The following is a 12776-nucleotide window of genomic DNA, read 5'->3' on the forward strand; positions in this document are numbered from 1 at the left end:
CCTTAAAACCTTATCAGTGAGGCCGGAAAGGCTTATTTTTTTTCAGGGAAAGATACGCTTTTCGAGGCTTGTCTTCGTATGGGAATAATGATTTTACAGGCAATAGAGTGTGTCGGACTGAGTGCGTTAGGCATATTTTTTGTATTTTTGCATGCTTTGGGAGTTTTTCGGGGAAAATTGAACAGCTTCCGGTAGAAAAGTTTTATAGTAAACAAAACGAATTTATGACTGATAAAAAAGTGTTATTTGTCGCTTCCGAAATGATACCATACCTGCCGGAGAACGAGGTGTCCTCACTGGCATACGAGAATCCCAGAATGGTGAATGACAGGGGCGGGCAAATACGAATTTTTATGCCTCGCTTTGGGAATATCAATGAGAGAAGGCACCAGCTTCACGAAGTAATACGCCTCTCCGGAATGAATCTGGTGATTAATGACATGGATATGCCGCTTATCATCAAGGTTGCATCTATACCTAAAGAAAGAATACAGGTTTATTTCATAGATAACGAGGAATACTTTAAACGTAAGGCTACTTTTTCCGATGAGGATGGTAATCTCTTCCCGGATAATGATGAAAGGGCTATATTTTTTGCCAAAGGCGTGGTAGAAACAGTGAAGAAACTCAATTGGTCTCCCGACATTATTCATGTGCACGGATGGATGGCAAGCATGCTCCCTCTATATCTTAAGAAATACTATGCGGATGAGCCTTTGTTTGCCGATAGCAAAATAGTGACTTCGGTGTACAACAAAGATTTTGAAGGTACGTTAGATAAGCAAATGATAGAGAAAGTGAAATTCGACGGCATTGCAGAAGAAGACGTAAAGTCGTTGGGAAATCCCGATTTCTCAGGGGTACTCAAGGTGGCTATCGACAATTCCGATGCAGTGGTAGTCGCTTCGGATACCATACCGGCAGATTTGGATGAGTACCTGAAAAGCGTAGATAAACCCGTGTTGCCTTACGTGTCTATCTACGAATTTGAAGATGTCTATGAGCAATTTTACGAAACAAAGGTTTTAGGTTAAATCTGGGCTGATAGGATAATGACGGGTTTTGTGGTCGTGCCTGGCATTTTTGGTATATGGAATAGCAAGGAAGGTCAGAGAGCAGTCATTGGTTTTTAGTCCGAATAAAATTAAAAGACAGAATGAAGAAAGTGAACTTTCATTTACATAAAGCAATACTGCTCATGGGCGGCATTGCTTTTTTTACTTCTTGTAGCGACGATGTTACGACCATAGGAACGGATATTATAGGCGATGGCAATTTTGAAACCGAAAAAGCCGAGTTCGAAGTCTATGCCTATAACCGTAAACTAAACGGTGTGCAGACCAACGGATTGCCGTTGTACCAGTTAGGGGTTTACGACGATCAGATATTCGGCCGGACGGAGGCCAGCATTGTCTCTCAGCTCTCTCTCGTTACAACACGCCCCGTTTTTGGCGTGAGCAGCCAGCAGCGGGAGGAAGAGTATGCCGCAGATAATGACCCGAAGACTACCCCGGAGAATGAAAAAGCAACCCGAGTTTATATAAACATACCTTTTTTCGGTAGTGTGGCAGACGGAGAAACGGAGAACAGTGACGAAGGAGCTCCTATTGCACGAAAATATGATCTGGATTCTATTTACGGAAATGATAAAGCTACTTTTACGTTTAGGGTAGAAGAGCTGACTTATTATCTCAGGGACCTCGATCCGTCCAGTGGATTTGTAGAGCAGCAGCGATATTTTTCCAATAAGGATTTTTCTTCCAATACAGGGGCAGTGCTCTATGATAATCGGGTGGAGATCAGTAATCTCGAAGAACTGATTTATAAGGACGATGACCTGGATACTCCCGATGTGGATGAGTCAGAAGAAGTGGAGACCAGGTTAAGCCCCAGGATACGTGTCGAGATTGATAGTCCGGATGCTTTGGCCTTTTTTCAGCAAATACTCGATAAAGAAGGCTCTTCCGAGCTTATGAGTAATAACAACTTTAAAGAGTTTATTAAAGGACTTCGTTTTTCCGCATCTTCGTTTTCTTCACCTGCACTGATGCTCCTGGATTGGAACAATGCCAACGTAGAGGTGCAGTACGAATACGACCGGGTGGATACTTCCGATGGGAATAAAATTGTAAAGGGAAATTCTTCCTTTACCCTGAGCCTCGGGGCATTTACCGTAGATTCCAATTCTGGAGCGCGGACGAGGAGGAATAATGTAGTGAATACTTTGATTAATGAAGCTTACCCGGGGGAAATCTCGGATCAGCTGGATAATAATATCAATGCTTCACGGCTCTACCTTAAAGGTGGCGCGGGAACTATGGTAGAGCTCAGTTTGTTTGATCCTTTGAAAGACTCTACGGTGGTCACCAGTATTGAAAAGCAGGGGTGGATCATTAATGAAGCTAATCTTGTTTTTTATGTAGACCGGGACAAGCTTGATACATACCCTGACTTTGCCGAGCCGCAAAGGCTCTATGTTTATAACCTGGCAGATAATACTATTCTTGCTGACGTAGAGCTGGATTACACGGTTAACCAGGATAAAAGTATTTCGAGACAGATATTCGGAGGTATCCTGGAGAAGGAAGAAGACAAAGGAGTGAAGTACAAGATAAGGCTTACCGAGCATGTGGACAGGATTCTCAATCAGGATTCTACAAATGTCAATCTTGGCCTGGCATTGACGGCGAATATTAATAATACCAGAAATATTTCTTCTGAAGGAAACGGGCAGGATAAAGAACAATTTATCCCGGAAGCATCCGTTATAACACCGCTTAGTACTATATTATACGGAAATAATACAGGAGAAGAGCATAAGGATAAACGTCTCAAACTGGAGATATTTTACACGAAAGTAGAGTAGTTTTTGTTTTAACAAGTTAAAGGTGAAAATATTATTATGTGCGGAATTGTAGGATATATAGGGTATAGAGAGGCTTATCCTGTGGTGATCAAGGGGCTTCATCGATTGGAATACCGGGGTTATGACAGTGCCGGAGTAGCGTTGTATGACGGAGAAGACATTCGGCTTTCCAAGACCAAGGGGAAAGTAGCCGACCTGGATGCCAAAGCCCGGAAAGAAATTGCCCTGCAAGGAACCTTAGGTATAGGACACACCCGCTGGGCTACGCACGGAGAGCCCAACGACGTCAATTCGCACCCTCACTATTCCAATTCGGGAGACCTGGTGATTATTCACAACGGTATTATAGAGAATTACGAGCCGCTGCGAAGAGAACTTATTAAGCGCGGTTATACTTTTACTTCCGATACCGATACCGAAGTTTTGATAAACCTTATCGAAGACGTCAAGAAAAACCACGAGTTGAAGCTTGGTAAAGCAGTGCAGATAGCACTGAACCAGGTGCATGGAGCGTATGCTATTGTCGTTTTTGACAAAACCAAGCCCAATGAGATCGTAGTGGCCAAACTGGGGAGCCCATTGGCTATAGGTATAGGGGAAGACGAGTTTTTTGTGGCTTCGGATGCCTCTCCTTTTATAGAATATACCAATAATGCAATTTATCTCGAGGATGAAGAGATGGCGATTCTTCGAAGAGGGAAAGAAGTGAAGATTCGTAAGATAAAAGATGATTCACTGGTCGATCCGTATGTACAGGAGTTGCAATTGAATCTGGAGCAGATCGAGAAAGGCGGATATGATCATTTTATGCTCAAAGAGATCTATGAGCAGCCGCAGGCGATACGGGATACCTATAGAGGCAGGCTCCGTGTAGATGAAGGGATCATAAAAATGGCCGGCATGGAAGATAACCTGGAAAAGTTTCTCAATGCCGATCGTATCATTATAGCAGCATGCGGAACATCATGGCATGCAGGCCTTGTGGCAGAATATATTTTTGAGGATATGGCCAGAATTCCGGTAGAAGTTGAGTACGCTTCGGAATTCCGGTATCGCAACCCGATTATTACCGAAAGGGATGTGCTGATCGTGATATCGCAATCCGGCGAAACAGCAGATACACTGGCAGCCATTAAACTGGCTAAGGAAAAAGGTGCATTTGTGTTTGGTGTGTGTAATGTTGTGGGATCTTCTATAGCCCGTGAGGCCCATGCCGGTGCTTATACGCATGCGGGACCGGAGATCGGTGTGGCGTCTACCAAAGCTTTTACCACACAGATTACAGTGCTTACCCTGATGGCTCTGAAACTGGCCATGGCTAAGGGGACTGTTTCCAGAACGCAGTTACAGCAATATCTCGCAGAGATGGAGGCTGTACCGGCCAAGGTGGAAGAATGCCTGAAAATAGATCATCATGTAAAGCATGTCGCTTCGCTTTACGAGAAGGCTCCGAACTGTCTCTATCTCGGTAGGGGATATAATTTTCCCGTGGCTCTCGAAGGTGCTTTGAAGCTGAAGGAAATATCATATATCCATGCCGAAGGATATCCGGCGGCAGAGATGAAACATGGCCCCATAGCCCTTATCGATGAGCAGATGCCGGTAGTTATCATCGCTACCAAATACGGGCATTACGATAAGGTCGTAAGCAATATTCAGGAGATAAAATCGAGAAAAGGGAAGATTATTGCGGTGGTTATGGAAGGTGATACTACGGTAAAGGAACTTGCCGATCATGTGATAGAGATTCCGGAGACGACAGAGGCCCTGAGTCCGTTATTGACCACAATCCCGCTGCAGTTGTTGAGCTATCACATTGCGGTAATGCGTGGGTGTAACGTGGATCAGCCTCGAAACCTTGCTAAATCCGTGACTGTAGAATAGCAGTTTTCGTCAATATAGGTATAACCCGTTCGGCTTTCATGTCCGAACGGGTTTTTTTATGGGTTCAATTAAGATTAGCCCTTTTCCTTTTTGGCTTTTGTGTTTGAAATGTACAACTTTGCATTTTCTTAGCTAAGAGATAACGAAGAAGGAGGATGATTATACAGTACAAAGGTATCCCCGTTTTTTATTCGGAAGAAGGAAAAGGACCTGCTTTGGTGCTATTGCATGGTTTTCTCGAGAATTCGGGGATGTGGGAAGGATTGAAGCCGGAACTTTCCGCTAAAAACCGCGTTATAACGATAGATCTGCTCGGTCATGGTGCAACGGGCTGCTTGGGGTATGTGCACACTATGGAGATGATGGCAGAGGCCGTAGAAGAGGTCCTGAAACATTTAAAGGTGCGTAAATCTGTGTTTGTAGGGCATTCTATGGGCGGGTATGTAGCTCTCGCCTTTGCCGAAAAAAATCCGGATGCCGTAAAGGGATTGGTTTTGCTCAATTCCACGGCGAGGGCTGATGACGACATGCGACGGAAAAACCGGGATCGCGCTATAGCAGCCGTAAAACACAATCACAGGAACTTTATCCGGATGGCGATCTCTAATCTGTTTCGGCCCAAAAACCGTACGATATTCAGAGCGGAAATTAAGAAAATAAAATCAGAAGCGCTCAAAACGCCTCTGCAGGGTATAGTTGCTGCACTCGAAGGAATGAAAATCAGGGAGGACAGGGAGGTCTTATTGCATTTTTCACCCTACAGGAAAATGATGATCCTCGGAAAAAAGGATCCGGTGCTCGACTTTAATGCTTTAGCAGATCAGGTAAGAGGAGCGGACGTTACGATTTTTGAAGTTTCGGACGGACATATGAGTCATATTGAGAATAAAAAAGAAGTTTTAAGTGCAATATGTTGGTTTTTAAATAAATAGCCCTTATTTTTTTGATTTTTATTTTATAAAACTGTATATTCGGGGGCATGAATACAAAACTACCCAAACCCATGCGTGTAAAGTCTAAAAAATCCGTTTTTTCTATGGCCAGAATACTTTGTTTTATATTCGGGCACCGATTCAGAGTAAGCAGGGAAGTGACATCTTACATTAAGGAGTATCAATGCAGTTGTTGCCGTGCAGAAGTGACGGTGAACGACGAAGGCCGATTGACCTCGCTGACCTCCCAGCTAAAAGAGATCAACGAGACTCTGGCCGAGTTGCACCAGAAAAAACAACATTCCAGTTCGGCAGCTTGAAATTATAATTACTCTTCGCGGAGTGCATTCCACCCTCTTGCCTTAAGAGGTATTTTGGTGTTTGCTCTTGAGACGAGATGCATACCTTCACTTTCAGGCGTCATGTGTCCTATGACAGAAAGGTGGGGATTCCCTTTGATCTTAGGGTAATCTTCCTGGGAAATTGTGAAAAGAAGTTCATAATCTTCCCCGCCGCTTAGGGCAACCATCGTGCTGTTAATGTCAAATTCTTCACATGTGGATATTACCTGTGGGTCCAGGGGGATTTTGTCTTCATATAAATTACAGCCCACCTCCGATTGTTTGCAAAGATGGAGTATTTCGGAAGAAAGCCCGTCAGAGATGTCGATCATAGCGGTAGGTTTTACCCCGAGTTCCCGGAGAAGTGCGGGAATGTCTTTTCTCGCCTCGGGTTTGAGCTGCCTCTCGATGATATAGGAATACATGGAAAGATCCGGTTGGTTATTGGGGTTGACTTTGAATACCTCTTTTTCCCGTTCCAGGATCTGTAGTCCCATATACGCGCCGCCGACATCTCCCGTGACTACGAGCAGATCATTGGCTTTTGCTCCATTGCGGTAAACGATATCCTCACTGTTTGCTTCACCTATGGCTGTTACGGATATCAGTAAACCTTTGCCTGATGAGGTCGTGTCTCCGCCAATCAGGTCCACGTCATACATGTTGCAGGCCAGGGCAATACCGGCATACAGCTCTTCCAGTGCTTCCAGGGGGAACCGGTTGGATACGGCTATAGAAACGGTAATCTGGGTAGCTGTGGCGTTCATTGCGTAAACGTCCGACAGGTTGACCATAACCGCTTTGTAGCCCAGATGCTTCAGGGGCATGTAGGCAAGGTCGAAATGTACCCCTTCTACGAGCAGGTCATTAGTGACAACTGTATTTTTATCTTTAAAATCCAGAATAGCCGCATCGTCACCAATACCTTTGATTGTAGATGTCCTGTGAGGCTCGAAGTCTTTGGTAAGATGTTCTATCAGTCCGAATTCTCCAAGTTCGGAAAGTGATGTCCGTTGTTGATCTTTATCTTCTATCATGTTGCAAAGGTAGCGGTTTTTGAAAGATAATGGCTATTGCAGACATTCCCTGCGGGAGATTGTCGTGCCAATGCGGGCAAATGTGTTATCCTCCTGTTTTTTAAGGAGCTATTGTTATAAATTTCTCTTATGCCGTGATTGTGTAATTGCTGTCTAAATAGTTTATTAAGTCTATTATAGTTACTATCTTTGCATTGCAATTTAGGATTAAACCACTATAAACCATGATAAAAGTTTCAGATACAGCAAAGCGAAAAGTCGTGGAGCTCATGACTGAAGAGGGTTATGACGCGACTAATGACTTTGTGCGCGTAGGCGTAAAAAGCGGAGGATGCAGTGGGCTGTCATACGAGTTGAAGTTTGACAAACTGCAAAGCGAAGATGATAAGCTCTTTGAAGACAATGCGGTACGTATCCTTGTAGATAAGAAGAGTTTTTTGTATCTGGTTGGGACTACACTCGAATATTCCGGAGGACTTAACGGAAAGGGATTTGTGTTTAACAACCCGAATGCACAACGTACCTGTGGGTGCGGAGAGAGTTTTTCACTGTAACCGGTGAAGGCATTTGATGCTTTCAAGTGGTTGCGTGGCCGCATATTAATGGTGTGAAATTAAAGAGATGGCATATACAGAAGAAGAATTAAAAAAGGAATTAGAAACCAAGGAATACGAATACGGCTTTTATACGGATATAGAGTCGGAGACGTTTCCTGTTGGGCTTAACGAGGATATCGTAAGGGCGATTTCCAGGAAAAAGGAAGAACCCGAATGGATGACCGAATGGAGGGTAGAAGCTTTTAGGGCCTGGGAGCAAATGATCGAACCGGAATGGGCCAATGTACATTACAAAAAGCCCGATTTCCAGAATATCAGTTATTATTCGGCTCCCAAAAAGAAGGACAAATACAACAGTCTTGACGAGGTAGACCCGGAGTTGCTGGAGACGTTTAACAAACTTGGGATCTCACTCGAAGAACAGAAAAAACTGGCAGGGGTAGCCATAGATGTGGTTATGGATTCCGTTTCCGTAGCGACTACCTTCAAGGAAACCCTGGCAGAAAAGGGAATTATTTTCTGTTCTATTAGTGAAGCCATAAAAAAGCATCCGGAACTGGTGAAGAAGTACATCGGTTCGGTAGTGCCTAAAAAAGATAATTTTTACGCAGCCCTTAATTCGGCAGTGTTCTCGGACGGATCGTTCTGTTACATACCCAAAGGCGTGCGTTGCCCTATGGAGTTATCCACGTATTTCCGGATCAACCAGGCCGGTACGGGTCAATTTGAGCGTACACTGGTCATTGCGGACGAAGGGAGTTATGTAAGTTACCTCGAAGGTTGTACTGCTCCGATGCGTGATGAGAACCAGCTTCATGCGGCGGTAGTCGAACTTATCGCTCTCGATAATGCGGAGATCAAATACTCTACGGTTCAGAACTGGTTTCCGGGAGGTAAAGACGGAAAAGGCGGGGTGTATAACTTTGTGACCAAAAGGGGACTGTGTGAAACCAACGCCAAAATATCCTGGACACAGGTGGAAACCGGTAGCGCCGTGACCTGGAAGTATCCGAGTTGTGTGCTGAAAGGAGACAATTCCGTAGGCGAATTTTATTCCATAGCCGTGACCAATAATTATCAGCAGGCCGATACTGGTACGAAGATGATACACCTGGGTAAGAATACCAAAAGTACGATCATATCCAAAGGTATTTCTGCCGGAAAATCACAGAACAGTTACCGGGGTCTGGTGCAGGTAAACAGCAGGGCCGAAAACGCCCGAAACTTTTCGCAGTGCGATTCCCTGTTGATGGGTAACAATTGCGGGGCTCATACTTTTCCGTATATAGAGGCCAAAAACAAAACAGCACAGATAGAACATGAAGCTACCACATCCAAGATCGGGGAAGACCAGATTTTTTACTGTAACCAGCGAGGGATAGATACGGAAAAAGCCATCGCGCTTATCGTGAACGGCTTTAGTAAAGAGGTGTTGAATAAGTTGCCGATGGAGTTTGCTGTGGAAGCACAAAAACTTCTCGAAATATCCCTGGAAGGATCGGTAGGGTAATCGGCCTCGAGGATCGGAGTACAGTCAAAGTAGTAATGCTAAAAAAACGGGCGCCTGATTTTTTCCCGTCGGAAACCAAAAAGGTGCAGGTTTCATAATTTTAATAAGAAATGCTAAAGATAAACAACTTACATGCCGGAGTAGAAGGCAAGGAGATATTAAAAGGAATAAACATCGAGGTGAATGCCGGAGAAGTACATGCTATTATGGGGCCTAACGGTTCCGGTAAAAGTACGTTGTCTTCCGTTATTGCCGGGAAGGAAGAGTTTGAAGTTACCGATGGAAATATCGTTTTTGCAGGAGAGGACCTCGAAGAGCTTTCTGCCGAAGAAAGGGCACACAAGGGTATTTTCCTCTCTTTTCAATATCCCGTTGAAATTCCGGGGGTGTCCGTAACTAATTTTATGAAAACGGCCATCAACGAGACCCGTAAAGCACAAGGGCTGGAAGAAATGCCTGCCAGTGAAATGCTGAAAAAAATCAGGGAAAAATCAGAATTGCTCGAGATTGACCGTAAATTTCTTTCCAGGTCTTTAAATGAAGGTTTCTCCGGAGGAGAGAAAAAACGAAATGAGATTTTCCAGATGGCAATGCTTGAACCCAAACTGGCTATCCTCGACGAAACGGACTCAGGACTGGATATTGATGCATTGCGTATCGTTTCTAATGGTGTGAACCGTTTGCGTTCCAAGGATAATGCGGTGGTCGTTATTACCCACTACCAGAGACTACTCGATTATATTGTTCCCGATTTTGTACACGTGCTACTCGATGGAAAGATCGTGAAGTCCGGTGGTGCCGAGCTGGCACATGAACTGGAGGAAAAAGGATACGACTGGATAAAGCAGGAGAAAGTTAGCAATTAGATTTTCTGGATTTACGGTTTTTGAACGGTTTTGTAATTCATGCTGTAACCGGTATGTGTCAACCTGTCAAATGCCGGAATGGAGAGTCAAAAACCGGGACGAAAGAAACTTAAAACAAATGGAATTAAAAGATAAATTGGTTTCTTCTTTCTTCGCTTACGAAGATGGATTGGATGTGCAATCGCCATTACATGATATTTGTTCGGATGCGATTAAGAAATTCGACGAAAAAGGATTTCCAACGAAGAAAGAAGAGGCCTGGAAATATACCTCGTTAAACGCAATTCTCAAACAGAACTACAGCCTGTTTCCCAAAGCAGAGACCGGTTTGGAGTTTAAAGATGTGATGCGCTATTTTATTCACGATATCGATTCGTATAAAATAGCTTTTGTAGATGGCCGGTACAGTTCCAATCTTTCGGCAACCTCACATGACGGGCTGGATGTATGTCTGATGAGTTCTGCATTGAGCAAGCCGAAATACAGAGCAATTATAGAAAAGTATTTCAATAAGACGGCTAATACGGAAGACAGTCTTACCGCACTGAATACGGCATTCTTAAAAGAAGGTGCTTTTATCAATATTCCGAAAGGTAAAATAGTAGATAAGCCTATTCAGATCCTGCATTTCTCTACAGGAAAAGAGCCGGCTATGATGTTGCAGCCCAGAAACCTTATTGTTGTGGGTGAGCATGCGCAGGTGCAGATCATAGAGCGTCATCAGAGTCTTACCGAAAATCCGGTACTTACCAATGTGGTTACCGAAATATTTGCAGACAAACGATCTTTGGTCGACTATTATAAGATACAGAACGACAATCCGGGAGCTTCATTGATAGATAATACCTATATATCTCAGGAAAAGGAGAGTCATGCATCTGTACACACATTTTCCATAGGTGGTCATCTCACCAGGAACAACCTCAATTTCTATCACAAGGACGAACGGGTGATGTCTACGCTTAAAGGAATTACCATTATAGGAGAGAAACAGCACGTAGACCATCACACGCTGGTAAACCATGCCTGTCCGAATTGTGAGAGCCACCAGGACTATAAAGGGATCTATTCCGATCGTAGTACAGGGGTTTTCAACGGAAAGATTATCGTTGAGAAGGAGGCACAGAAGACCAATGCCTTCCAGCAAAACAATAATATTCTGCTTGATGATAAGGCTACGATAAATACCAAACCGCAGTTGGAGATATTTGCGGACGATGTAAAGTGCTCGCACGGATGTACCATAGGGCAGCTCGATGAAGATGCCATGTTCTATCTTCGTTCCAGGGGAATACCCACAAAAGAGGCCAAAGCGCTGTTGATGTATGCTTTTGCCAATAACGTCCTGGAAAGTGTAAAAATACCTGAAGTCAAGGCCCGTATAAACAAGCTTATCGCTAAAAAACTGGGGGTGAACCTCGGTTTTGAGCTCTGAGAGTAGCACGAAGACAGACCGTAAGAAGAGCCTCTTGTTTTTAAGAGTAAAGGGCTCTCTACTTCGTATTTTAACCCATGATCTTTTTTACAATGGCGACTACAGTTCCACATACCACATCTTTTGATGTAGAAAAAATACGTATGGATTTCCCGATACTGAAGCGAAAGGTAAACGGTAAGCCACTGGTGTATTTTGATAATGCAGCTACCTCACAGACACCGCAGGTGGTTATAGACGCAATCGTAGATTATTATTCCCGTTATAATGCAAACATACATCGCGGGGTGCATACCTTGTCGCAGGAAGCTACGGATGCTTATGAGCAATCGCGGATAAAACTTCAAAAACATTTTAATGCAGCCAAGGCATACGAAATGATATTCACTTCGGGGACCACTCATGGTATCAACCTGGTAGCAAACGGCTTTTCTTCTTTTCTCCGGAAAGGGGATGAGGTTGTGGTTTCGGCCCTGGAACATCATTCCAATATCGTGCCCTGGCAAATGCTTTGCGAGCGAACAGGAGCAGTTCTTCGTGTTATTCCGATGAACGAAGAAGGTGAGCTTGTCATGGATGCTTACGAACAATTGCTCTCGGAAAAAACAAGGCTGGTATTCTGTAATCATGTTTCTAATGCTTTGGGAACGGTTAACCCTGTAAAAGAGATTATCGACAAGGCTCATGGCGTAGGTGCTGCTGTTCTGGTCGACGGGGCGCAGGCATGTCCGCACATAAAGCCGGATGTACAGGCGCTTGATGTAGATTTTTACGTGGCTTCTGCACACAAGATGTGCGGACCCACCGGGGTAGGTGTGCTTTACGGTAAGGAGGAATGGTTGCAAAAACTGCCTCCCTATCAGGGTGGTGGTGAGATGATTGCCGAAGTCACTTTCGAAAAAACGACCTATGCCGGGCTCCCTCATAAATTTGAGGCGGGAACGCCGGATATTTGCGGAGGGATTGCTTTTGGAGTCGCCGTAGATTATATGAATGCTATCGGGTTTGATAAGATTGCAGCTTACGAGGACGAATTACTGGGGTATGCAACCAAGGAGTTGCTGAGTATACCGGGTCTTCGTATTTATGGTACTTCAGGGCACAAAACAGCAGTTGTTTCGTTTAATATAAAAGGGATACATCCCTACGATATCGGTACTATTGTGGATAAGCTGGGGATAGCTGTGCGTACCGGGCATCATTGTGCACAACCTATTATGGACTATTATAAAATTCCCGGCACAGTACGGGCCAGCTTTGCTTTTTATAATACCCAAGGAGAAATAGATACCTTGGTTGCAGCGGTCAAAAAAGCCGCCCAGATGCTTGGCTGATGCGGTAGGAGTGT

Annotated in this window: 11 protein-coding genes; 10 read left to right on the forward strand and 1 reads right to left on the reverse strand. The window is 44.2% G+C overall.

Annotated features, from left to right (window positions below; all coding sequences use genetic code 11):
* Positions 1 to 224 precede the first annotated feature (224 nt).
* From BT112_RS04910 to BT112_RS04930, 5 genes are all read left to right on the forward strand, one after another.
* Complete coding sequence (locus BT112_RS04910; RefSeq protein WP_072316266.1) at positions 225 to 1034, forward strand: glycogen/starch synthase; 810 nt, start codon at positions 225 to 227, stop codon at positions 1032 to 1034.
* A 122-nt stretch (positions 1035 to 1156) separates the two neighbouring features.
* The gene (locus BT112_RS04915; protein ID WP_072316267.1) at positions 1157 to 2866 is read left to right on the forward strand and encodes a BamH family beta-barrel-assembly machinery protein; all 1710 of its coding nucleotides are present in this window, start codon (positions 1157 to 1159) and stop codon (positions 2864 to 2866) included.
* A gap of 36 nt (positions 2867 to 2902) precedes the next feature.
* Positions 2903 to 4750, forward strand: a complete 1848-nt coding sequence (glmS, locus tag BT112_RS04920; RefSeq protein WP_072316268.1) for a glutamine--fructose-6-phosphate transaminase (isomerizing) — start codon at positions 2903 to 2905, stop codon at positions 4748 to 4750.
* Between the two features lie 155 nt (positions 4751 to 4905).
* On the forward strand, positions 4906 to 5682 hold the full coding sequence (locus BT112_RS04925) for an alpha/beta fold hydrolase (RefSeq protein ID WP_072316269.1): 777 nt from the start codon (positions 4906 to 4908) through the stop codon (positions 5680 to 5682).
* 47 nt (positions 5683 to 5729) lie between these two features.
* A complete protein-coding gene (locus tag BT112_RS04930) occupies positions 5730 to 6002 on the forward strand; it encodes a hypothetical protein (protein ID WP_245776984.1) in 273 nt (90 codons plus the stop codon).
* 8 nt (positions 6003 to 6010) lie between these two features.
* Here the strand turns inward: BT112_RS04930 and thiL are convergent, their stop codons facing one another.
* A complete protein-coding gene (gene thiL / locus BT112_RS04935; protein WP_072316270.1) occupies positions 6011 to 7060 on the reverse strand; it encodes a thiamine-phosphate kinase in 1050 nt (349 codons plus the stop codon).
* 224 nt (positions 7061 to 7284) lie between these two features.
* Here thiL and BT112_RS04940 point away from each other — a divergent pair, with 224 nt between their 5' ends.
* The 5 genes from BT112_RS04940 to BT112_RS04960 all read left to right on the forward strand — a co-directional run bounded on the left by BT112_RS04940 (position 7285) and on the right by BT112_RS04960 (position 12762).
* Positions 7285 to 7614, forward strand: a complete 330-nt coding sequence (locus BT112_RS04940) for a HesB/IscA family protein (protein WP_072316271.1) — start codon at positions 7285 to 7287, stop codon at positions 7612 to 7614.
* Between the two features lie 67 nt (positions 7615 to 7681).
* The gene (sufB, locus tag BT112_RS04945) at positions 7682 to 9127 is read left to right on the forward strand and encodes a Fe-S cluster assembly protein SufB (protein ID WP_072316272.1); all 1446 of its coding nucleotides are present in this window, start codon (positions 7682 to 7684) and stop codon (positions 9125 to 9127) included.
* Between the two features lie 110 nt (positions 9128 to 9237).
* Positions 9238 to 9993 carry a Fe-S cluster assembly ATPase SufC gene (gene sufC, locus BT112_RS04950; RefSeq protein ID WP_072316273.1) on the forward strand — a complete coding sequence of 252 codons (756 nt, stop codon included), beginning with the start codon at positions 9238 to 9240 and terminating at the stop codon, positions 9991 to 9993.
* Positions 9994 to 10111: 118 nt separating this feature from the next.
* Positions 10112 to 11428: a Fe-S cluster assembly protein SufD gene (sufD, locus tag BT112_RS04955; RefSeq protein WP_072316363.1), complete on the forward strand. Its 1317-nt coding sequence runs from the start codon at positions 10112 to 10114 to the stop codon at positions 11426 to 11428.
* A gap of 92 nt (positions 11429 to 11520) precedes the next feature.
* A complete protein-coding gene (locus BT112_RS04960) occupies positions 11521 to 12762 on the forward strand; it encodes an aminotransferase class V-fold PLP-dependent enzyme (protein ID WP_072316364.1) in 1242 nt (413 codons plus the stop codon).
* Positions 12763 to 12776 lie beyond the last annotated feature (14 nt).

This window comes from Sinomicrobium oceani, assembly GCF_900119185.1.
Classification (GTDB): Bacteria; Bacteroidota; Bacteroidia; order Flavobacteriales; family Flavobacteriaceae; genus Sinomicrobium; species Sinomicrobium oceani.